Below are 21,262 nucleotides of genomic sequence, written 5' to 3'. Positions count from 1 at the left end.
ACTCTGTTCGAATGCTAGCACCGAGAGAGCCACGGGGGAACGGTTCCGGAGCGTCAGCCGCGGCACCGGCGTGCGCACCGCGGTCGCCGCCGCGGCGCTCTCGTGCGCCTACGCCAGGTCGTCGTCGCTGCGAGCGCCGAAGACGATCTCGTCCCAGCTCGGCATCGCCGCGCGCCCCTTCTTCTGACGGGCGGTCTGGCCGGACTTGCCGCCCCACAGTGCCCTCGCGGCCGCGCCGGCTCGCTGCTGGGTCTCGTCCGCGTCCGGGTCGTCGTCGGTGAGTTGCTCGGGCCGGTCGGATGCGGAGTCGGAGGGTTCCGCCGGGGTGGTCGGCGCAGCCGGGGACGGCGTCAGGGTGATCCGCTCGGGGACCGGGCCCACCTCGCGCTCGCCGCGCCGCCGGCGCAGGGCCTCGAGCAGGTCGGCCGTCTCGCCCGTCGGCGGCGCCGGCTCATCCGCGCGCTTGATCGCCGCGCGCGCGACCGCTGCGCTCGATGCGGTCGTCGTCGACGACCCGGAACCGTTCGGTGCTGCGCCGGGCCGCGCGACCGCGAGCTCGGGCTGCGGAGCGGTGTCGTCGTCGGCCGTGTCGGCGGCATCGAAGGTGAACGCGCCGCTGTCGAAGCGGGACGCGTCGTCTGCGGTGGAGACGGCACGCAACCGCGGGATCATCCCCCCGCGGACCTCGCCGTGCTTCGACAGCGTCGTCGCGTCGGCGTTCTGCGGGTGCAGCGCCTGCTTGCGCGGCTCGAACGACCACCGGGCGTCGTGGTCGATGCCGTCGGCGGTGAACTCGAGCTTGACCATCCAGCCGCGTTCCTCGTCCTTCCAGCTCGCCCAGCGCTCGCCGTGCGCCCCGAGGCCGGCGAGGCGTTCCCGCACCATCGTGCCGAACGACGTCGGCTCTTCGCCCTCCGCGACCTCGGCGTGGGTGGGGACGGCGAGCGCCGAGGTCACCATGTGTTCGCGCTCCGCGATCACGGGGCCCTCGAATCGGCGGATGAACTCGACGGACGCACCGGTGAGCTCGGCGACCTCGTCGGCAGAGAGACCGGAGCGGATGTGCGCCTGCACCTCCCGAGGGGAGAGCTTCGGCCCCGTGTGCGTTTCGGGGACCGCCTGGCGGATGCGCGACTGCAGCACCTCGTCGACCTCGATCCGGAATCGCGCCCCGTCGTCGGAGGCCGCGATGAGGGCGCCGCTCTCGACCCCGATCACCTTGAGTTCCTGCATGGCGAGAAGCCCTTCCGTGCCCTTGATCTCCGCCCAAGGATGCCACGCGCCATCCCTCGCCGCTGGGAATACGCCGGGCGTGCCGTGAGTTGTGCATTCCACCGGTTCGGACGGTCGACGGATGGTTTGCTTACGCACTTGATTTCGTGCAGACTATGGCCGCCGAATCCTCGGCAATGGAAAAAGGATGGGAATGGCAACGGATTACGACGCGCCGCGGAAGACCGACGACGACTCCGAGTCGATCGAGGCCCTCAAGGAGCGCGTGCCCGACAAGATGTCGGGAAGCGTCGACGTCGAGGACGCCGACAACCCCGGCAGCTTCGACCTGGCGGGAGCCGACCTGTCCGACGTCGAACTCGACGTCGTCGTGCTGCCGCCGCAGGCGGATGAGTTCACCTGCGTCAGCTGCTTCCTCGTGAAGCACCGCTCGCAGATCGACCACGAGACGAAGCTCGGGCCGATCTGCCTGGAGTGCGCCGCCTAGGCAGGCTCCCCACCGACACGAGGCCGTCGCGATCCGTTGATCGCGGCGGCCATTTCGTGCGGATGCCGCGTCGAGACGAGCCAGTACGGTGCCGGATCGGCGGGGTCCTCGATGGGAATCCGCACGACGTCGCGGATCCATCCGCGGATCACGAGGAAGGCGCGAGCGTCGAGGCCGGTACCGCGTTCGATCCGCGCGGCCTCGCCCTCTGCGGGGACGGCCTGGCCCGTGAGCTCGAGCGGGACCTGGGCGCGCCCGGCGCGGACGCGGCCGTCGGACACCTCGATCACCGGCGAGGTGAGCGTCAGCGATCCCGCGACGGCCACGTAGAGGATCACTCCGGTGACGATGCCCGCGGGCAGCGACACCGGGGCGAGCACGAGGATGCTCGCCGGGACGAGCAGGAGACTGGTGAGGTAGATCCAGGGCGTCGGCCAGAGCCGTTCGCGGTAGTCGGGCATGGGACTATCAGACCAGACTTCTGCACTACCCTCGAACGGTGACCGATTCCGTCGATGTGCTGATCACGGCCGACCACGTCCCCGCCTACGCCCATCCGGGCGACGCCGGGGCCGACCTCCACGCCGCCGAGTCCGTCGTGCTCGAGCCGGGCGAGCGTGCCACGGTGGGCACGGGAGTGGCGATCGCGCTGCCCGACGGCTACGTCGCCTTCGTGGTTCCGCGCTCGGGCCTCGCGTTCAAGCACGGCATCACGATCGTGAACGCACCGGGAACGGTCGATGCGGGCTATCGCGGCGAGATCAGGGTCGCACTCCTGAACACCGACGCCCGTGAGCCGTACCGGATCGAGGCGGGGGACCGGATCGCGCAGCTCGTGGTCATGCCGGTGAGCCGAGCACGGTTCGTCGAGGTCGAGAAGCTGCCCGGAAGCCTTCGCGGCGAGGGAGGATTCGGGTCCACCGGATTCGGGGCGAACCAGTCAGGAGTACACGCGTGAGCGACATCGAGAACATCGACGACATCCCCGTCGACCACCCCAAGTCCGCCCCAGAGGACCGTGCGACGAACGGTCCCCTGGACGAGTCGGAGGCCAACCCGGTCCGCCCGTACGTCGACCTCGGCGGAGTCAAGGTCCTGCCCCGCGAGGGTCTGCACCTCCGACTCGAGGTCGAGGAGGGCACGAAGCGCGTCGTCGCGGTCGGACTCGACTACGCCAATTCGACCCTGCAGGTCCAGCCGTTCTCGGCCCCGAGGTCGAGCGGCCTGTGGCACGAGATCCGCGGCCAGATCGCCGACCAGATCGCCCGTCAGGGCGGCACCACGCAGGTGCGCGAGGGCACGTTCGGTCCGGAGCTGCTGGCTCAGATCCCCGTGACGACCGCCGACGGGCAGGCCGGCCAGATGCGACTCGCGCGATTCATCGGCGTCGACGGTCCGCGCTGGTTCCTCCGCGGCGTGATCGCCGGCGAGGCGGCGGCCGACCCGACCGCCGCGGCGAAGGTCGAAGACCTCTTCCGTTCGATCGTCGTGGTACGCGGCAACACGCCCATGCCGCCGCGCGACCTCATCCCGCTGCGCATGCCCGCTCCCTCCTCGGGTGGTCCGTCCGCGTGAGCGACGATCACGCTGCCGATCGCACGGACCGGGATCGCGCCGGCGAGGGCACCGGTGCTCCGAACGGCGAGGCGGATGACACGGCCGCCGAGTTCGGCCGACAGGTCGCGGCGGCCGCCGAGAAGTCCGGCCTCGGGCGCATCGCGCGCGACGAGACGCTGACTCCCGCCGACCTGGTCGGAGCGCTGGGCGGCATCCGCGGCCTCGCCGAGGCGATCCTCCCCGGCCTGGTCTTCCTCGTCGTCTACACGTTCACGCGCGAGCTCGGCTGGGCGCTCGGCGCCTCGCTCGGCCTCGCCGTCGTCTTCACCGCGCTGCGCCTGATCACGCGCAGCCAGCCGACGCAGGCGATCGCCGGACTGATCGGGGTCGCGGCATCCGCCGCGCTCTCGCTCTGGACCGGCCGGGCGGAAGACAACTACGTCATCGGCTTCTACACGAACGCCGCGTACGCCGTTGCGATCCTCATCTCCCTCGTCGTCCGCTGGCCGCTCGTCGGGCTCGTCGTCGGGTTCCTGATGGGCGACGGCACCGCCTGGCGCCGCGAGCGTCGGAAGTACCGCGCGATGCAGTTCCTGACCGTCGTCTGGCTCGGCATGTTCGTCGCGCGGCTGCTGGTGCAGGTGCCGTTCTACTACGCGGGCAACGTCGAGGCGCTCGGCGCGATGCGACTGCTCATGGGCGTGCCGCTGTACGCGCTGCTGCTCGTGTTCTCGTGGCTCGTCGTGCGCGCGGTCTACCCCGCGAAGCGCGCCGCCGAGTGATACAGTTATCTCGACATCAAGATAAATCACGGGTGCGGCCGGCGGCCTGTCGGCCGACGACGCGGTTGGGCTAGCCTTGCTGGGGCGGCTCCCGGCGACGCACGACGTGCGGCGCCCGGAACCGCCGGACCGCGGCATCCGCGAAGGAGAGGACATCGTGTCTGCAGTGAACAGTTTCGGGGCGAAGGACACGCTCCAGGTCGGGGACACCTCCTATGAGATCTTCCGGATCGACACCGTCCCCGGGTACGAGAAGCTTCCGTTCAGCCTGAAGGTGCTCCTGGAGAACCTGCTCCGCACGGAGGACGGCGCGAACGTCACCAAGGAGCAGATCGAGGCGCTGGGCTCGTGGGAGCCGACGGCGGAGCCCGACACCGAGATCCAGTTCACGCCGGCACGTGTGGTCATGCAGGACTTCACGGGCGTGCCCTGCATCGTCGACCTCGCCACCATGCGCGAGGCGGTCACCGCCCTCGGCGGCGACCCCAACCGGATCAACCCGCTCTCGCCCGCCGAGATGGTCATCGACCACTCGGTGATCGCCGACCTCTTCGGCACCGAGAACGCGCTCGAGCGCAACGTCGAGATCGAGTACGAGCGCAACGGCGAGCGCTACCAGTTCCTCCGCTGGGGGCAGACCGCGTTCGACGACTTCAAGGTCGTCCCGCCCGGCACCGGCATCGTGCACCAGGTGAACATCGAGCACCTCGCCAAGGTCATCTACGACCGCACGGTCGACGGCGTGCTCCGCGCCTACCCCGACACGTGCGTCGGCACCGACTCGCACACGACGATGGTCAACGGCCTCGGCGTGCTCGGATGGGGTGTCGGCGGCATCGAGGCCGAGGCCGCGATGCTCGGCCAGCCCGTGTCGATGCTCATCCCGCGAGTCGTCGGGTTCAAGCTCTCCGGCGAGATTCCCGCGGGTGTCACGGCCACCGACGTCGTGCTGACGATCACCGACATGCTCCGCAAGCACGGCGTCGTCGGCAAGTTCGTCGAGTTCTACGGCGAGGGCGTCGCGTCGGTCCCGCTCGCCAACCGCGCCACCATCGGCAACATGAGCCCCGAGTTCGGCTCGACCGCGGCGATCTTCCCGATCGACGACGTGACCCTGGAGTACCTCCGCCTCACGGGTCGCGACGAGCAGACCGTCGCGCTCGTCGAGCAGTACGCGAAGCTCCAGTCGCTCTGGCACGATGCGGCGAACGAGCCGTCGTACAGCGAGTACCTCGAACTCGACCTGTCGACCGTCGTCCCGTCGATCGCCGGCCCGAAGCGTCCGCAGGACCGCATCCTCCTCTCCGAAGCGAAGGAGCAGTTCAACGCCGACCTCACGAACTACGCCGACGCCGACCACGACCTCGTCGACCTGACGATCTCCGAGTCGTTCCCGGCGTCCGACCCGCCCGGCTTCACCCCTGAAGACGAGCACAGCCACCACGAGCACCACCACCACTCGCACGCGCCGCACACGGTCTCGAAGCCCACGGCCGTGACCCTCGCCGACGGCCCGTCGTTCACCCTGAACCACGGTTCCGTCGCGCTCGCGGCGATCACCTCGTGCACCAACACCTCGAACCCGTCGGTCATGATCGCGGCCGGACTCCTCGCGAAGAAGGCGCTCGAGAAGGGTCTGAAGTCGAAGCCGTGGGTCAAGACCACGCTGGGCCCGGGCTCGAAGGTCGTCACCGACTACTACGAGAAGTCGGGCCTCGACAAGGCGCTCGAGGGCCTCGGCTTCTACACCGTCGGCTACGGCTGCACGATCTGCATCGGCAACTCGGGTCCGCTGATCGAGGAGGTCTCCGCGGCGATCAACGACAACGACCTCGCCGTCACGGCGGTCCTCTCGGGCAACCGCAACTTCGAGGGTCGCATCAGCCCCGACGTGAAGATGAACTACCTCGCCTCGCCGCCGCTCGTCGTCGCGTACGCGCTGGCCGGTTCGATGAACTTCGACTTCGAGTCCGACCCGCTCGGCACGGACTCCGACGGCAACGACGTCTTCCTGAAGGACGTCTGGCCCGCGCCGGAGGAGGTCCAGGAGATCATCGATGCGTCGATCTCGCGCGAGCAGTTCATCAAGCAGTACGCGACCGTGTTCGACGGCGACGAGCGCTGGAAGAGCCTGCCGACCCCGGCCGGCCCGGTCTTCGAGTGGGACGCCTCCTCGACCTACGTCCGCAAGGCGCCGTACTTCGATGGCATGTCGATGGACCTCACGCCCGTGGCCGACATCACGGGTGCACGCGTCATGGCGACGCTCGGCGATTCGGTCACGACCGACCACATCAGCCCGGCGGGCAACATCAAGGCGGGCACGCCGGCAGCCCAGTACCTCACCGAGCACGGCGTCGCGCAGAAGGACTTCAACTCGTACGGCTCGCGCCGTGGCAACCACGAGGTGATGATCCGCGGCACGTTCGCGAACATCCGCCTCAAGAACGAGCTGGTCGCTGCCGTCAACGACGGTCAGGTCGTCGAGGGCGGTTTCACCCGCGACTTCACGAAGGAGGGCGGCCCGCAGTCGTACATCTACGACGCCTGCATGAACTACCAGGCGCAGGGAACGCCGCTCGTCGTGTTCGGCGGCAAGGAGTACGGCTCGGGCTCGTCCCGCGACTGGGCGGCCAAGGGCACCAACCTGCTCGGCGTGAAGGCCGTCATCACCGAGAGCTTCGAGCGCATCCATCGCTCGAACCTCATCGGCATGGGCGTCGTTCCGCTGCAGTTCCCGGCCGGCGAGAGCTGGAAGTCGCTCGGCCTGGACGGCACGGAGGTCGTCTCGATCACGGGCCTCGAGCAGCTGAACGAGGGCGTCACGCCGAAGACCGTGCGTGTCACCGCCGAACCGAGCGAGTTCTCGCCCGAGGGCAAGCAGACGATCGAGTTCGACGCGGTCGTCCGCATCGACACGCCCGGTGAGGCCGACTACTACCGCAACGGCGGCATCCTGCAGTACGTGCTCCGCAGCCTCGTCTGACGACGGCACGCGACGGGGGCGGCGGGCTTCGGCTCGCCGCCCCCGATCTCTGCCCGGGCTCACAGGTCGCCCGGCGTACACTCGAACGAAACCGGGCGCATGGCGCCCCTCGCACCCGGAGGCACGACGGATGAGGCTGCTCGACACGATCCGCGGACCGCGCGACCTCGATGCGCTGTCCTACGACCAGGTGGAGGAGTTGGCCCGCGAGATCCGCGAGGTCCTCGTGGCCGACGTGTCGAAGACGGGTGGGCACCTCGGCCCGAACCTCGGCGTCGTCGAGCTCACCCTCGCCATCCATCGCGTGTTCGATTCTCCTCGCGACCCGATCATCTTCGACACCGGGCACCAGTCGTACGTGCACAAGCTGCTCACCGGGCGGCAGGACTTCTCGACCTTGCGCCAGACGGGCGGGCTTGCGGGCTATCCGCAGCGCTCCGAGTCCGAGCACGACGTCGTCGAGAGTTCGCACGCGTCGAGTTCCCTGTCGTGGGCCGACGGCATCTCCAAGGCCTTCGAGATGACCGGCCAGGGCGACCGCCACGTCATCGCGGTGGTCGGCGACGGCGCGCTGACGGGTGGCATGACGTGGGAGGCGCTGAACAACATCTCCGACGACAACACCCGCAACCTGGTCGTGGTCGTCAATGACAACGGGCGATCCTATGCGCCGACCATCGGCGGGATGGCGCGCTTCCTCAACTCCGTGCGGACCAAGCAGTCGTACCGCTCGCTGCACCTCAAGAGTCGCAGCGCGTTCGACCGGCTCGGCGCGCCCGGGCGAGCGATCTACCGCGGCGTCCGCGGCGGGCTCCACGGTTTCCTGAGTCGGGTCAGCGGCAACGAGGCGCTGTACTCGAACCTCGACATCAAGTACATCGGCCCGATCGACGGCCACGACGAGCGCGCGCTCGAAGAGGCACTTCGACAGGCGAAGGACTACGGCGCACCGGTCATCGTCCACACGATCACCGAGAAGGGGCGCGGCTACGAGCCCGCGCGCCGCGACGCCGCCGACCAGTTCCACGCGGTCGGCCAGATCGACCCCGAGACAGGCGAATCGCTCGAGACTGCACCGGCGCCGTCATGGACGAGTGTCTTCGCCGACGAACTCGTGACCCTCGCCGAACGAGACGAGCGACTCGTGGGCATCACCGCCGCGATGCTCCGCCCGACGGGCCTCCACCGCATGGCCGAGCGATTCCCGAACCGCGTGTTCGACGTGGGGATCGCCGAGCAGCACGCCGTGACCTCCGCCGCGGGCCTCGCGTTCGGCGGCCTGCATCCGGTGGTCGCCGTGTACGCGACCTTCATCAACCGGGCGTTCGACCAGGTGCTGATGGATGTCGCCCTGCACCGGGCGGGCGTGACGTTCGTGCTCGATCGCGCAGGTGTCACCGGACCGGACGGGCCGAGTCACCACGGCGTCTGGGATCTGTCGATCTTGCAGGTCGTCCCCGGAATCCGCCTGGCGGCGCCGCGCGACTCCATCCGCCTCGCCGAGGAACTGGCCGAGGCGGTCCGCGTCGACGACGCCCCCACGGTCGTCCGGTTCCCGAAGGGCACGGTCGGCAACGAGTTCGAGGCGGTCCGCCGCTTGCATGACGGGGTCGACGTGCTCGCCGAGTCCGAGCGTCGCGACGTGCTCATCGTGACGGTCGGTCCGATGGCCGGGATCGGCCTCGAGGTGGCACGCAAGCTGGAGGCGCAGGGGATCGGGGCGACGGTCGTCGATCCGCGCTGGGTCGTTCCCGTCCCCGAGAGCGTCGTGTCGCTCGCGGGCGACTACCGCATCGTCGTGAGCATCGAGGACGGCATCCGCGTCGGCGGTATCGGGACCCGCATCCGCCAGGACCTGCGGGAGGCCGGCGTCGACACGGCGGTCACCGAGGTCGGGCTGCCGGACGAGTTCCTCGACCACGGCTCGCGCGCCGACATCCTGGAGCGCGTCGGACTCACGCCGCAGCACATCGCGCGCGACGTCACCGCGATGGTGCTCGGCAGCAAGCTCCCGCACGCACGCAACGCGGGCATCGACGTCGCGGCGGACACGGGCGCGCAGCCCCGAGTCTGATGCGGAACGCCCCCGCGCCGGGCACGATCAGCCGACGCGGTACACGTGCTCGACCGCGTCGCCGAGCCGCGTCACCCCGGTGAGGCTGAGCACCGGTGTGACGTCGGCGACCGGCAGGAGCGGTCGCCCGCGCCCGAGCGCGACCGGCATGTAGGTCACGAGCAGCTCGTCGAGGCGCCCAGCCGCGAGGAACTGCGCCGCGACGGGACCGCCGCCCACGACCCAGACGTTCCGTTCGCCGGCGGCCGCGACCGCCGCATCGGCGACCGACTCGATGTCGCCGGACGCGAAGCGGATGTCGGCTCCCTCCGGTGTCTCGAGCACGCGGTGGGTGAGCACCCACGTCGGCAGCTCGCCGTACGGCCACCCGCCGCCCTCTCGGAGCACCCACTCGTACGTCGTCGCGCCGAGGACGAGCGCCCCGACCGCCGCGAAGAAGCGTTCGTAATGCTCGCTGAAGTCGGCCATGCCGAACTGCAGGAGCCACTCGAGCCCGTCGTGCTCGTCGGCAATGAAACCGTCGAGCGTGGAGGCGACGTAGTACTGGATGCGCGTCACGACACCGAACATACGACCGGCCCCCGACATCGCGTCGGGGGCCGGTCGGGCGGTCGCCGGGTCGTCAGCCTTCGACGCCCTTCACGGGCGGATGGTGGAAGGTGTCGCCGAACACCCGCTCGGACGCGCCGACCCGGTCGAGGTAGGGCGTCAGCCCGCCCATCTGGAAGGGGAACCCGGCGCCGAGGATCATGCAGAGGTCGATGTCCTCGGCGGCCGCGACGACGTCGCCGTCGAGCATGAGCTTCGTCTCGCGAGCCAGGCCGTCCTGAAGCCGGGCGAGGATCGCCTCGGGGCTCGACGGGTTCGTGCCGCCGGCCACGATCTTCAGGGCACCCTTGTCGAAGCCCTTGACCTTGCCCTTGTCGTCCTTGTCGAGCAGCGAGCCGTAGTCGGCCAGCTTGTGGAGGTTCTCCGACCGGTAGAACCGGTCGGGGAATGCCGCGTGGTGGGTGTCGAGCACGTGTGCGCCCACCTTGAGGCCGACGAGGTCGAGCAGGACCGACGGCGACATCGGCAGGCCGAGCGGCGCCATCGCCTGGTCGACCGTCTCGAACGAGGTCCCTTCGTCGACCGCGCGCATCGCCTCGCCGAGCAGCACGGCGAGAAGGCGGTTCACGACGAAGCCGGGGGTGTCGGCCGTGATGACGGCGTTCTTCTTGAGCTTCGCGGCGGTGACCATCGCCGTCGAGAGCGTCGCGTCATCCGTCTTCGTGGTCTTCACGACCTCGATGAGCGGCATGACGGCGACGGGCGTGAAGAAGTGGAACCCGACGACCCGCTCCGGGTGCTCGAGCTTTGCTCCGATCTCCTCGACCGACAACGACGAGGTGTTCGTGGCGAGCACGGCCTCGGGGGAGACGACCTTCTCGATCTCGGCGAAGACGTCCTGCTTGATCGAGAGCTCTTCGAACACGGCCTCGATGACCCAGTCGCAGTCCGCGAACTCGGCCTTGTCGGTCGTGCCGTGCACGAGTGCCTTCAGGCGATTGGCCTCGTCGGGCGAGATGCGGCCCTTGCCGAGCAGCGTGTCGATCTCACCGCTGATGTACGCCACGCCCTTGTCCACGCGCTCCTGGTCGAGGTCGGTGATGATCACGGGCACCTGCAGGCGGCGGAGGAAGAGCAGGGCGAACTGGCTCGCCATGTAGCCGGCGCCGAGAACGCCGACCTTGGTGACGGGCTTCGCGAGCGCCTTGTCCGGCGCACCGGCCGGCTTCTTCGCCCGCTTCTGCACGAGGTTGAACGCGTACATCGACGCGTGGAACTGGTCGCCGGAGACCAGGTCGGCGAGCATCTCGTCCTCACGCGCGAAACCCTCTTCGCGCGTGCCGGACTTCGCGGCCTTAAGCAGTTCCAGCGCAGCGTACGGCGACTTCGGGACGGAGCCGATCCGGCTCTGCAGCATCTTCTTCGCGATGCCGATCGCGGCGTCCCACTTGACGAGCCGCTCGACCTTGCCGGGCTCGTTCGGCCGCTTCACCTTGACGCGTCCGGAGATCACGTCGTCGGCCCAGCGGATCGAGTCCTCGAGGTAGTTGACGGACGGGAACATCACGTCGGCGATGCCCAGTTCGAGCACCTCCGGCGCCTTGATGGTCCGGTTCTGCTTGAGCGGGTTCTCGACGACGATCTTCAGCGCGTTCTCGATGCCGATGAGGTTCGGCAGCAGCGTCGCGCCGCCCCAGCCGGGGATCATGCCGAGGAACACCTCGGGCAGCGCGAGGGCGGGCAGCGACGCATCGACCGTGCGGTAGTCGGCGTGCAGGCCGATCTCGACGCCGCCGCCGAGCGCGAGCCCGTTGATGAAGGCGAACGAGGGCACCCCGACGGTGGCGAGCTTGCCGAGCGCGTGGTGACCGAGCTGCGCGATGCGCAGGCCGGCCTCGCGGTTCGGCAGCTGGGACACCTTCGAGAGGTCCGCGCCCGCGGCGAGGATGAACGGCTTGCCCGTCACGGCCACGGCGTGGATCTCGCCGGCGGCGGCGCGAGCGGTCAACGCGTCGAGCGCGGCGGCGTACTCGAGGAGCGTGTTCGGCCCGAGCGTGTTGGGCCGGGTGTGGTCGCGCCCGTTGTCGAGCGTGACGAGCGCGAGCGTGCGCCCGTCCGACAGCGGGATGTCGCGCACGTACGAGTGCGTGACGACCTCGTCGTCGAACATGCCGGCGAGTTCGGTGAAGTCGATCTTCGTGTAATCGGTCATCGTCGTCGTCCTCAGGCCTTCTTCGCGGCCTTGCGCGAGTAGTTCGGGTTCTCCCAGACCATCGTCCCGCCCTGGCCGAGGCCGACGCACATGGTCGTGATGCCGTAGCGCACGTCGGGGCGCTCGGCGAACTGGCTGGCGAGCTGGTTCATCAGGCGCACGCCCGAGGAGGCGAGCGGGTGGCCGACCGCGATCGCACCGCCCCAGGGGTTCACGCGCGGGTCGTCGTCGTCAATGCCGTAGTGGTCGAGGAGCGAGAGCACCTGCACGGCGAACGCCTCGTTGACCTCGAGGATGCCGATGTCGTCCATCTTCAACCCGGCGATGCGGAGCGCCTTCTCGGTCGCGGGGACCGGGCCGATGCCCATGATGGCCGGGTCGACACCCGCGAAGGCGTAGCTCACGAGCTTCATCTTGACATTGAGGCCGTACTCCTTCGCGGCGTCGCCGCTGGCGAGGAGCGCGGCCGTGGCGCCGTCGTTCAGGCCCGAGGCGTTGCCCGCGGTCACCCGGCCGTGCGGTCGGAACGGCGTCTTCAGGGTCGCGAGCCCCTCGAGCGTCGTCTCGGGGCGCATGACCTCGTCGCGCGTGGCGAGGCCCCAGCCTTCGCCGGTGCGGATGGCGACGGGCACGAGGTCCTGCTGGATCTTGCCCGCCTCGTAGGCGGCGGCGGTGCGCTGCTGGCTGCCCATCGCGTAGCGGTCCGCGCGTTCCTTGGTCAGGTGAGGGAAGCGGTCGTGGATGCGCTCCGCGGTGGCGCCCATGACGAGGGCGTCCTCCGAGACCATCTTCTCGGCGACGAAGCGGGGGTTCGGGTCGACGCCCGAGCCCATCGGGTGGTGGCCCATGTGCTCGACGCCGCCGCCGATCGCCAGGCGGTACTGCCCGTAGCCGATGGACCCGGCGAGCATGGCCACCGAGGTCATCGCGCCGGCGCACATGCGGTCGATGGCGAAGCCGGGGACCGACTTCGGCAGGCCCGCGAGGATCGCGGCGCTCCGGCCGATCGTGAGTCCCTGGTCGCCGGTCTGGGTGGTGGCCGCGATGGCCACGTCGTCGATCTGGTCCTTCGGCGCGTTCGGGTTGCGCTCGAGGAGCCCGACGATCGCCTTCACCACCAGGTCGTCGGCTCGGGTGTTCCAGTACATGCCCTTTTCGCCGGCCTTGCCGAAGGGGGTACGCACCCCGTCGACGAACACGACGTCAGCTCGTTCAGCCACGCTGCAGCTCCCTTTCGAATGGAGGATCACCCGATCCTAGGAAGGCCCTCGGCGAGCTTCGGAATCGGTTGCCGGTTCCTACGAAGCGTCGTGTGCGGCGTCTTCGAGCGATTGTGCCGCCTGGACAAACGCATCGGCGATCTTCTGTGAGGTCGCCTCAATCTGCCAGGGCCGAGCACCGAGCTCGCCGAGTGCGCCGGCGATCGCCTCCGGCGTTGCATCGGCGGGCGGATGCCATGCGACGCGCCGCAGGTGATCGGGGGTGAGCAGGTTCTCGACGGGCATGCCGTACTCGTCTGCCACGTCGCCGACCGCCGCCTTCGCGAGCCGGAGGCGGGCGTCGGCCTCCGGGTTGCGCGACGCCCAGGCCCGAGGAGGCGGGGGAGCGTCGCTCGGGACGCGCGAGGCGGGCGGATCCGCCGTGCGTGCGTCTTCGATGGCGGCCCACCAGCGGTCGATCTCGGTGCGGCTCGCCCGACCGTTGAACGCCTTGAGGTCGGCGAGCGCGCGCTTGGACTCGGGGAGGGACTTCGCGACGGCGAGGATCGACGCATCCGGCACGAGGCGTCCGGGGGCGACATCCGTCTCGGACGCCAGGTCGTCGCGCGCGTGCCAGAGCGCGCGCGCGACCGCGAGGTTGCGGGGCGACCTGAGGGCGTGGATGCCGCTGAGCCGCCGCCACGGCTCGGCCGCCGGGGGCTTCGCCGCTCGATGGACGGTCGCGTCGAACTCCTGCCGGGCGATCTCCTCCTTGCCGGCGTCGACGAGGCGTTCCGCGAGACGGTCGCGCACGTCGACGAGGAGCTCGACGTCGAGCGCCGCGTAACGCAGCCAGGACTGGGGGAGCGGGCGTGTCGACCAGTCGGCCGCGGAGTGCTCCTTGGCGAGGCGGATGTCGAGGAGTTCCTCGACCACGGAGGCGAGGCCGACCCTGGGCATGCCGAGCAGGCGCGCCGCGAGTTCGGTGTCGAAGATACCGCTCGGGTCGAGCCCGACCTCGCGGAGGCACGCCAGGTCCTGGCTGGCCGCGTGCAGCACCCACTCCTCGTCGCGGATCGCCTCCTGGAGGCCCGTGAAGTCGTCGATCATCGTCGGGTCGAACAGGAAGGTGCCGGAATCGCGGCGGAACAGCTGGATCAGGTACGCGCGCTGCGAGTAACGGAAGCCGCTCGCCCGCTCGGCGTCGACGGCGACCGGACCCACGCCCCCCGCGATGGACTCGACGGCCTCGTCGTACGCCTCGCGGGAGTCGATCACGTGGAACTCGTCAGCCACGTCTCCTCCTCCGTGTGGGAAGGGCCGTCACCCCCTCCGAGCTCGGAGGCAGGCCGGCCAGCATGCACAGCAACTCGCTCCAGCCTTCCACATGCGGCGCGATCACGGCATCGAGCGGTGTCCACGACGCTCGCAGCTCGAGCTCGGCGCCGTCGCCCTGCCGGGCGAGTTCGCCGTACCCCGTCGAGAGGATCTTCGTCACGGTCCCGGACGCGGCGACGTAGCGTGCGCCGTGCGCGTCGAGCGCGTCGACGAGCCACGACCACGCGACATCCGCAAGGAACGGGTCGACGCCGATGTCGGTCTCGAGTGGAGCCTGCGCGAAGCAGACGACGCGGAAGCGTCCGCCCCACGACTCGGGCTCGGACGGGTCGTGGAGCAGCACGAACCGTCCGGTGCCGAGATCGGAGTCCTCCGCGTGGCGCCCGGGGATCAGGTCGGCCGAGAGCGCCACGGCCCACGGGGCGAGCGAGGAGGGCGCGGCGATCTCCGACACGCGCAGTTCGGCTCGCGGTGTCGCGGCCCGCAGCGATTCCAGCGCTGCGGCGAACTCAGGGGGAGGCGTGGTCGCCGAGTCGGACACGTGTGCAGACTAGAGTCTCGATCACGGGGCCGGGTGGCGGCGCGCCGCGCGACGACCTGTACCCCGTCCGTACGGACGGGGACGACGGGAGACTGGAGGCGGGATGTCGAGGCTCGAGCGCACGGTGATGGGGCCGATCGGCGCCGTGCTCGGCGGAATCGCCATCCTGGGCGCGGCGTTCGCGGCGGCCACCGCGGCCACCGCGATCGTGTTCGCACGGCGTGTCGTGACGCCGGAGCTCGACCGTGAGGACGACCTGCGCATCGAACGCGCTGACCTCGCGGCGGGTGAAGTCGTGCTCTCGGGGTCCGAGGATGCGCGGATGCGCGGACGATACGGCCTCTGGTTCGAGCACGACTCGGGTTACGCGCGCGTCGGCGACGTGCTCCACGACGACGGGCACCGGGTCCGGCGCGTGATCGAGTCCGTCGAGTTCGGCCGCCTGGACCGTGCCGCGCGCGGGCGCATCAGCGGGTGGGTGCACCTCGGCCCCTGGGAGGTCGCCGAGCGGTACGAGAACGTGCTCGTCCCGACTCCGCTCGGTCCCGCTCCGGCGTGGTTCGTCCCGGCGACGGATGCCGCGGGCGCGCCGTCGACGGACTGGCTCGTGATCGTGCACGGCCGCGGCGCCAAGCGCCACGAGGGTCTTCGCGCGGTCGAGCCCGCGACCCGTGCGGGGTGGTCGTCCCTGCTCGTCTCCTATCGCAACGACTTCGAGGCGCCGGCGAGCGAGGACCGTCGGTACGGGCTCGGGGGCACGGAATGGGAGGACGTCGTCGCGGCGGTCCGGTTCGCCGTCGAACGCGGCGCCCGGCGCGTCGTCCTCATGGGCTGGTCGATGGGCGGGTCGATCGCACTGCAGACCGTGCTGCGGTCGGAGCAGGTCCGCGAGCGCCTCGTCGGCGTCGTGCTGGAGTCGCCGGCCGTGGACTGGCCCGACATCCTCCGGTTCCAGGGCCGAGCCCTCGGCCTCCCGGCGGAACTCGGCGGCGCGGTCGCGCGCGTGCTGAGCGCGCCGATCGCCGGGACCCTGACCGGACTGGCCGCGCCGATCGATCTCGAGGCGCTCGACGCGGTGGCCCGTGCCGATGAACTGCACGTGCCGATCCTGCTCATGCACAGCGAGGACGACGGCTTCGTTCCGATCGACGGTTCGCGACGGCTCGCCGAGGTGCGCTCGGACCTCGTGCAGTTCGAGGTGTTCGAGGGAGCGCGTCACACGAAGCTCTGGAACCACGACCCGTCGCGGTGGACGATGCTGCTGCACGACTGGCTCGCGGAACGCTGATCCGCGAGCCAGTCGAAGCGGCCCGAGCGCGCCCGAGCGGGACCCACGCGGCGCCGCCGGCGCGCTACGCCGCGAGCCGCTCGGCGAGCTGGCGCTTCGCACGGGCGAGCATGCCCGACATGCCCCGTACCCGGAGCGGCGAGACGGCCTCGTTCAGGCCGAGCGACTGCGGGTAGTCCGCGGGGATCGCGAGCACCTCGTCGGGCGTGAGCCCGTCGAGGCCCTGCGCGAGGATCGACGCGAATCCGCGGGTGGTGGGCGCCTCCGCCGGCGCGGTCGCGTGCATGTGGACGAGCCCGTCGGCGTCGAGCTCCACGAAGATGTAGACGGGCGACTGGCACTCCTCGACACGTTCGAGCAGGTCGGGGTGGTCGCGGTAGCGCTCGGGCAGTTCGGGCAGCTCGTTGGAGAAGTCGAGCAGCAGCGTCAGCCGGTCCTTGACGCCGAGCGACAGGAAGTCGTCGCGCGTCTCGGCGAGCGCAGCGGGGAGGGTCGTGGCATCCATCCCGCCCATTCTCCCATCCGCGACCGCGTCGGCGCCTACCGGCCGGGCGCCTCGCCCCGGTCGGGGCCGGTGGCGATGGGCACGCGCACGGCGCTGCCCCACTCCGTCCACGACCCGTCGTAGTTCCGGACTCCCTCGAAGCCGAGCAGGTGCGTCAGCACGAACCAGGTGTGGCTCGAGCGCTCGCCGATCCGGCAGTAGGCGATGACGTCGTCGCCGTCCCGCAGCCCGACCTCGTCGCGGTAGATCGCATCGAGTTCGGCGCGGGTGCGGAACGTGCCGTCCTCGGCCGCGGCGCGGGCCCAGGGCACGGATGCGGCGGTGGGGATGTGACCGCCTCGCAGTGCCCCCTCCTCCGGATAGGCGGGCATGTGCGTGCGCTCGCCCGTGTACTCCTCGGGCGAGCGGACGTCGATGAGCGGGTTGCCGAAGTGCGCGAGCACGTCCTCCTTGAACGCGCGGATGGCGGTGTCGTCACGTTCCACGACGGGGTACTCGACGGGCTCGCGGTCGGGCGCGTCGGTCGTCAGCGGGCGGCCCTCGGCGATCCACTTGTCGCGGCCGCCGTCGAGGAGGCGGACGTCGTCGTGGCCGAAGAGCGTGAACACCCAGAGCGCGTACGCGGCCCACCAGTTGTTCTTGTCGCCGTAGATCACGACGGTGTCGTCGCGCGCGATGCCCTTGCCGCCGAGGAGCTCGGCGAACTGCTCGCCCGAGAGGTAGTCGCGGACCACCGGGTCGTTGAGCTCGGTGTGCCAGTCGACCTTCACGGCGCCCGGGATGTGCCCGATCTCGTAGAGCAGCACGTCCTCGTCGGACTCCACGACCACGAGCCCCGGCTGTCCGAGCCGTTCGGCGAGCCAGTCCGTGGTGACGAGTCGCTCGGGGTGGGCGTACTCGGCCAGCTTGTCGGCGGGGTCGAACTCGACGGACATGGGGAACCTCCAGTGGTCGCCCGGTCGGGCGATGCGGATCGGGGAGCGGACTAGGCTGGTGACCCGTCCACCACCGAATCTACGCGGCATGCCGGTCGTCGTCACCGCACATGTCACGAGGTGCAACAGGAGATCCCACGCCGATGACCACTGCCGCGGCATCCGCTCTCGAGCGACTCGTCGACCGCCACCCGTCGATCACCGGGGCCGAGATCGCCTCCGAGCTCGTCCCGCCGCCGCAGTTCGCTCACGCCTCCTTCGAGTCGTACCGGCCCGATCACGACTTCCCGTCGCAGCAGGCCGCCCTCGACCGGCTGAACGCCTTCGCCGGCGCGTGGCGGGCCGCACAGCGGCCGGGCGGGTTCTTCTCGCGCAAGCGTCCCGCGCGCATCGAACTGCCGGGCGTCTACCTCGACGGCGGCTTCGGCGTCGGCAAGACCCACCTGCTCGCTTCGCTCTGGCACGTCGCGCACGGGCCGAAGTACTTCGGCACATTCATCGAGTACACGGCCCTCGTCGGCGCGCTCGGCTACGCGCAGGCGGTCGAGCTGCTGCGCGGCGCCCGCCTCATCTGCATCGACGAGTTCGAGCTCGACGACCCGGGCGACACCATGCTCATGACCCGGTTCCTCGGCGAGCTCATGGCCGGCGGCACCCGGGTCGCGGCGACAAGCAACACGCCGCCGAACGCGCTGGGGGAGGGGCGCTTCGCCGCCGCCGACTTCCTCCGGGAGATCCACGCGCTGTCGTCGAACTTCGAGACGCTGCGCATCGACGGACTCGACTACCGTCGCCGCGACACGGAGGGGCATTCGGAGTCGCTCGCCGACGACGCGGCGGTCGAGCACGCGGCGGCGACGCTCGCCGCGCGGGGGCACCGCGTCTCGCTCGACGGGTTCGACGAACTCCTCTCGCACCTCTCCACCGTGCATCCGTCGAAGTACATCAAGCTCATCGACGGCCTCGAGTTCATCGCGCTGACCGGGGTCCGCGAGCTCGACGACCAGAACGCCGCGCTCCGGCTCGTCGCCTTCATCGACCGCGTGTACGACGCCGAGGTCCCGATCCTCGCGAGCGGCGTGCCGCTCGACGAGGTGTTCGGCGGCGACATGCTCTCCGGCGGCTACCGCAAGAAGTACCTGCGATCGATGTCGCGCATGATCGCCCTCACCACGGGTGAGCTGCCGCCGCACGACTGAGCCGTCGCGCCGGCCGGACACACGTCCTCGGCAGCTCTTTCGGAGGCTCGTCGCGGCATCCCGAAACACGCTCGTTACATCACGCGCGATTCCGTAACCGTTGCGAAACGCAGCGTGCCCCGTGGTCGAAACGTTCCCGCACCATTCTGAACGTCGTACCTCGAGACGAGCCCCAGTCTCATCCCCCTCGCGGTACGTCCCCTGCAAACCGAGAGGTGTGAGGATTACCTATGGATAGCGGCAACATCGCGTGGGCCGTGACGGCATCCGCGCTCGTGCTCTTCATGACGCCGGGCGTCGCGTTCTTCTACGGCGGCCTGGTCAAGGCGAAGAGCGTCGTCAGCATGATGATGATGAGCTTCGGCGCAATGGGCCTGATCAGCGTCCTGTGGGTGCTGTACGGCTTCAACATGAGCGCGGTCGGCAGCGCCTGGGAGTTCTCGGGCAACCCCTTCTCCGACTTCGGTCTCGCGAGCCTCGCCGGCGGCGAGTCGGCCAACGCCGACCTGCTCGGCGTCATCTTCGGTGCGACGTTCGCCATCATCACGGTCGCGCTCATCTCGGGCGCCATCGCCGACCGCGCCAAGTTCGGCGCGTGGATGATCTTCGCCGGCATCTGGGCCACCCTGGTCTACTTCCCGGTCGCAGCCTGGGTCTGGGGCGGCGGCTGGATCCTCTCGCTCGGCGACACGCTCGGACTCCCGGGTGTCATCGACTACGCGGGCGGAACCGCGGTGCACATCAACGCCGGCGCGGCGGCCCTCGCCCTCGCCCTCGTCCTCGGCAAGCGCGTGGGCTTCCAGAAGGGCATGGACAAGCCGCACAACGTGCCGCTGACCCTGCTCGGCGCCTCGATCCTGTGGTTCGGCTGGTTCGGCTTCAACGCCGGCGCAGAGTTCCTCGCCGAGGGCATGCCCGGCGTCGGCCTCATCGCCGTCAACACGCTCGTCGCCACGGCCGCGGCCATCCTCGCCTGGCTCGTCGTCGAGAAGATCAAGGACGGCAAGCCGACCTCGGTCGGTGCCGCATCGGGCGCCGTCGCCGGTCTCGTCGCGATCACGCCGGCCTGTGCCAACCTGACCCCGGGCTGGGCCACGGTCCTCGGCGTCGTCGCGGGTGCGATCTGCGCCATCGCCGTCGAGCTGAAGTTCAAGTGGGGCTTCGACGACTCGCTCGACGTCGTGGGCATCCACCTCGTCGGCGGACTCATCGGTACCCTCTACCTCGGCTTCTTCGCGACCGGCACCGGCCTGTTCGTCGGTGGCGACGCCGGCCAGCTCGCCGTGCAGGCGATCGCCGCCATCGGCGTGCTCCTCTACTCGTTCATCGTGGCCTTCGTGGTCGGCTTCGCGATCGAGAAGACCATCGGCTTCCGCGTCAAGAACGAGGACGAGCTGGCGGGCATCGACACGATCGTCCACGGCGAGGAGGGCTACAAGCTCGAGACCGTCTGATCCTGCGATCGCCGCGAGGGCGGTGAGGGTAGTGTGCGGGTGTGCCTGACACCCACCGCTTCCTCACCGCCCTCGGGCGTGTCATCCGATCCCTCTCCGGCCCGCCCGCACGGCGGCCCGCACCGGCCTCGGCAGCCGCGGATGCCGCGTCGCAGCCCCGCACGGATGACGCGGAGTGGCCGGGGCGGGCAGGCCCGGCGGCGACCGTCGAACTGGACCCGGCGGGAATCCGCCGGGTCCGTTTCTCGTACACGCCGGAGCGCGACGGCGAACCCGACCCGGGTGAGGTCGTCTGGACCTGGGTGCCCTACGAGGAGCGGGACGGGCGCGGCAAGGACCGCCCGGTCGTCGTCGTCGCGGCGGGCACCGAGGGGCGCTTCCTCGCGGTGCAGCTCACGAGCAGGTCGCAGGACGGCGACCGCGACGCGGTCGCGCTGGGCTCGGGCGCGTGGGACGGCGAGGGGCGCCCGAGCTGGGCGAGGATCGACCGCGTGTTCCTCGTGCACGCGGACGGGATGCGCCGCGAGGCGGCATCGCTCGACGCCGAGCGATACGGACGCGTCACGCGCGCGCTCGCCGCGCGATACGGGTGGGGCTGAGGCTCCTCACCCCAGACCGAGACGACGAACGCCCCCGCAGCAACGGGGGCGTTCGTGGTGGTGGGCGATGCCGGGCTCGAACCGACGACCTCTTCCGTGTGAAGGAAGCGCGCTACCAGCTGCGCCAATCGCCCATGTGGATTTCGCGGACCCGATCGGATCGCGACCGCGGACTCGATACTAGCCCACGCGATGGGTGGAATGCACATCGGTGCGCGTGGTGGTTCAGCGGTCCCATGCCGTCGATCCGAGGATCCGAGTCGTGCTCGCACGTCGCCCGATCGCGGCGCCGCGGAACCGCGACACGCCCGGGTTGCGCCGTCC

The 21,262-nt window shown here is 70.2% G+C and carries 19 protein-coding genes and 1 tRNA gene; 10 read left to right on the top strand and 10 right to left on the bottom strand.

The genetic code is table 11. The features are described from left to right. Positions 1–108 precede the first annotated feature (108 nt). Complete coding sequence (gene sepH, locus ACIQH8_RS12115) at positions 109–1,233, bottom strand: septation protein SepH (protein WP_400998924.1); 1,125 nt, start codon at positions 1,231–1,233, stop codon at positions 109–111. A gap of 193 nt (positions 1,234–1,426) precedes the next feature. Here sepH and ACIQH8_RS12110 point away from each other — a divergent pair, with 193 nt between their 5' ends. Next, positions 1,427–1,720 (top strand): DUF4193 domain-containing protein, encoded by a 294-nt coding sequence (locus ACIQH8_RS12110; protein ID WP_155052155.1) that lies wholly within the window; start codon positions 1,427–1,429, stop codon positions 1,718–1,720. On the opposite strand, the gene ACIQH8_RS12105 is transcribed toward ACIQH8_RS12110, so the two are convergent. Continuing rightward, the gene (locus tag ACIQH8_RS12105; protein WP_400998921.1) at positions 1,717–2,181 is read right to left on the bottom strand and encodes a DUF3093 domain-containing protein; all 465 of its coding nucleotides are present in this window, start codon (positions 2,179–2,181) and stop codon (positions 1,717–1,719) included. The genes ACIQH8_RS12110 and ACIQH8_RS12105 overlap by 4 nt on opposite strands. A gap of 38 nt (positions 2,182–2,219) precedes the next feature. Here ACIQH8_RS12105 and dut point away from each other — a divergent pair, with 38 nt between their 5' ends. The 5 genes from dut to dxs all read left to right on the top strand — a co-directional run bounded on the left by dut (position 2,220) and on the right by dxs (position 9,119). Beyond that, on the top strand, positions 2,220–2,678 hold the full coding sequence (gene dut / locus ACIQH8_RS12100) for a dUTP diphosphatase (protein WP_400998918.1): 459 nt from the start codon (positions 2,220–2,222) through the stop codon (positions 2,676–2,678). Continuing rightward, positions 2,675–3,295 (top strand): DUF3710 domain-containing protein, encoded by a 621-nt coding sequence (locus tag ACIQH8_RS12095; RefSeq protein WP_328289133.1) that lies wholly within the window; start codon positions 2,675–2,677, stop codon positions 3,293–3,295. The genes dut and ACIQH8_RS12095 overlap by 4 nt, the downstream gene beginning before the upstream one ends. Continuing rightward, positions 3,292–4,059, top strand: a complete 768-nt coding sequence (locus ACIQH8_RS12090) for a DUF3159 domain-containing protein (RefSeq protein WP_400998914.1) — start codon at positions 3,292–3,294, stop codon at positions 4,057–4,059. Before ACIQH8_RS12095 ends, ACIQH8_RS12090 begins: the two co-directional genes overlap by 4 nt. Positions 4,060–4,216: 157 nt before the next feature. Further along, positions 4,217–7,045, top strand: a complete 2,829-nt coding sequence (locus ACIQH8_RS12085) for an aconitate hydratase (RefSeq protein WP_400998911.1) — start codon at positions 4,217–4,219, stop codon at positions 7,043–7,045. A 130-nt stretch (positions 7,046–7,175) separates the two neighbouring features. Beyond that, positions 7,176–9,119 carry a 1-deoxy-D-xylulose-5-phosphate synthase gene (dxs, locus tag ACIQH8_RS12080; RefSeq protein WP_400998908.1) on the top strand — a complete coding sequence of 648 codons (1,944 nt, stop codon included), beginning with the start codon at positions 7,176–7,178 and terminating at the stop codon, positions 9,117–9,119. A 27-nt stretch (positions 9,120–9,146) separates the two neighbouring features. Here dxs and ACIQH8_RS12075 read toward each other — a convergent pair whose 3' ends face one another. The 5 genes from ACIQH8_RS12075 to ACIQH8_RS12055 form a co-directional block, all read right to left on the bottom strand. Next, positions 9,147–9,677 carry a dihydrofolate reductase family protein gene (locus ACIQH8_RS12075; RefSeq protein ID WP_400998906.1) on the bottom strand — a complete coding sequence of 177 codons (531 nt, stop codon included), beginning with the start codon at positions 9,675–9,677 and terminating at the stop codon, positions 9,147–9,149. A 64-nt stretch (positions 9,678–9,741) separates the two neighbouring features. Beyond that, positions 9,742–11,880: a 3-hydroxyacyl-CoA dehydrogenase NAD-binding domain-containing protein gene (locus ACIQH8_RS12070; RefSeq protein WP_400998903.1), complete on the bottom strand. Its 2,139-nt coding sequence runs from the start codon at positions 11,878–11,880 to the stop codon at positions 9,742–9,744. An 11-nt stretch (positions 11,881–11,891) separates the two neighbouring features. Beyond that, positions 11,892–13,100 (bottom strand): thiolase family protein, encoded by a 1,209-nt coding sequence (locus ACIQH8_RS12065; protein ID WP_400998900.1) that lies wholly within the window; start codon positions 13,098–13,100, stop codon positions 11,892–11,894. Positions 13,101–13,178: 78 nt separating this feature from the next. After that, positions 13,179–14,375 (bottom strand): ribonuclease D, encoded by a 1,197-nt coding sequence (locus ACIQH8_RS12060; protein ID WP_400998897.1) that lies wholly within the window; start codon positions 14,373–14,375, stop codon positions 13,179–13,181. Beyond that, positions 14,368–14,958: a DUF3000 domain-containing protein gene (locus tag ACIQH8_RS12055; RefSeq protein ID WP_400998895.1), complete on the bottom strand. Its 591-nt coding sequence runs from the start codon at positions 14,956–14,958 to the stop codon at positions 14,368–14,370. The genes ACIQH8_RS12060 and ACIQH8_RS12055 overlap by 8 nt, the downstream gene beginning before the upstream one ends. Before the next feature lie 103 nt (positions 14,959–15,061). Between ACIQH8_RS12055 and ACIQH8_RS12050 the strand changes: the two genes are divergently transcribed. Beyond that, the gene (locus ACIQH8_RS12050; protein WP_400998894.1) at positions 15,062–16,246 is read left to right on the top strand and encodes an alpha/beta hydrolase family protein; all 1,185 of its coding nucleotides are present in this window, start codon (positions 15,062–15,064) and stop codon (positions 16,244–16,246) included. A gap of 64 nt (positions 16,247–16,310) precedes the next feature. Here the strand turns inward: ACIQH8_RS12050 and ACIQH8_RS12045 are convergent, their stop codons facing one another. Next, positions 16,311–16,751, bottom strand: a complete 441-nt coding sequence (locus ACIQH8_RS12045) for a SufE family protein (protein WP_400998893.1) — start codon at positions 16,749–16,751, stop codon at positions 16,311–16,313. Between the two features lie 35 nt (positions 16,752–16,786). Beyond that, positions 16,787–17,686 carry a sulfurtransferase gene (locus ACIQH8_RS12040; protein WP_400998891.1) on the bottom strand — a complete coding sequence of 300 codons (900 nt, stop codon included), beginning with the start codon at positions 17,684–17,686 and terminating at the stop codon, positions 16,787–16,789. Between the two features lie 143 nt (positions 17,687–17,829). Between ACIQH8_RS12040 and zapE the strand changes: the two genes are divergently transcribed. The 3 genes from zapE (at position 17,830) to ACIQH8_RS12025 (ending at position 20,938) form a co-directional block, all read left to right on the top strand. Then, positions 17,830–18,885, top strand: coding sequence for a cell division protein ZapE (gene zapE / locus ACIQH8_RS12035; protein ID WP_400998889.1), 1,056 nt, complete (start codon positions 17,830–17,832; stop codon positions 18,883–18,885). Between the two features lie 230 nt (positions 18,886–19,115). Further along, positions 19,116–20,339, top strand: a complete 1,224-nt coding sequence (locus tag ACIQH8_RS12030; protein ID WP_400998887.1) for an ammonium transporter — start codon at positions 19,116–19,118, stop codon at positions 20,337–20,339. A gap of 41 nt (positions 20,340–20,380) precedes the next feature. Beyond that, positions 20,381–20,938, top strand: a complete 558-nt coding sequence (locus ACIQH8_RS12025) for a type II toxin-antitoxin system PemK/MazF family toxin (protein WP_400998884.1) — start codon at positions 20,381–20,383, stop codon at positions 20,936–20,938. 58 nt (positions 20,939–20,996) lie between these two features. Here ACIQH8_RS12025 and ACIQH8_RS12020 read toward each other — a convergent pair. Next, positions 20,997–21,072 (bottom strand) — tRNA-Val (locus tag ACIQH8_RS12020). Positions 21,073–21,262: the final 190 nt, after the last annotated feature.

The sequence above is a fragment of the Agromyces sp. GXQ0307 genome (assembly GCF_044769845.1).
Lineage (GTDB): Bacteria > Actinomycetota > Actinomycetes > Actinomycetales > Microbacteriaceae > Agromyces.
Note: the sequence above shows the minus strand (reverse complement) of the source record. Positions and strands in the feature narration are given on the sequence as shown.

Coding starts and splice junctions, on each gene's coding strand:
- sepH (WP_400998924.1), bottom strand. CDS start 1,233: ATGCAGGAACTCAAGGTGATCGGGGTCGAGAGCGGCGCCCTCATCGCG.
- ACIQH8_RS12110 (WP_155052155.1), top strand. CDS start 1,427: ATGGCAACGGATTACGACGCGCCGCGGAAGACCGACGACGACTCCGAG.
- ACIQH8_RS12105 (WP_400998921.1), bottom strand. CDS start 2,181: ATGCCCGACTACCGCGAACGGCTCTGGCCGACGCCCTGGATCTACCTC.
- dxs (WP_400998908.1), top strand. CDS start 7,176: ATGAGGCTGCTCGACACGATCCGCGGACCGCGCGACCTCGATGCGCTG.
- ACIQH8_RS12070 (WP_400998903.1), bottom strand. CDS start 11,880: ATGACCGATTACACGAAGATCGACTTCACCGAACTCGCCGGCATGTTC.
- ACIQH8_RS12050 (WP_400998894.1), top strand. CDS start 15,062: ATGTCGAGGCTCGAGCGCACGGTGATGGGGCCGATCGGCGCCGTGCTC.
- ACIQH8_RS12045 (WP_400998893.1), bottom strand. CDS start 16,751: ATGGATGCCACGACCCTCCCCGCTGCGCTCGCCGAGACGCGCGACGAC.
- ACIQH8_RS12040 (WP_400998891.1), bottom strand. CDS start 17,686: ATGTCCGTCGAGTTCGACCCCGCCGACAAGCTGGCCGAGTACGCCCAC.
- zapE (WP_400998889.1), top strand. CDS start 17,830: ATGACCACTGCCGCGGCATCCGCTCTCGAGCGACTCGTCGACCGCCAC.
- ACIQH8_RS12030 (WP_400998887.1), top strand. CDS start 19,116: ATGGATAGCGGCAACATCGCGTGGGCCGTGACGGCATCCGCGCTCGTG.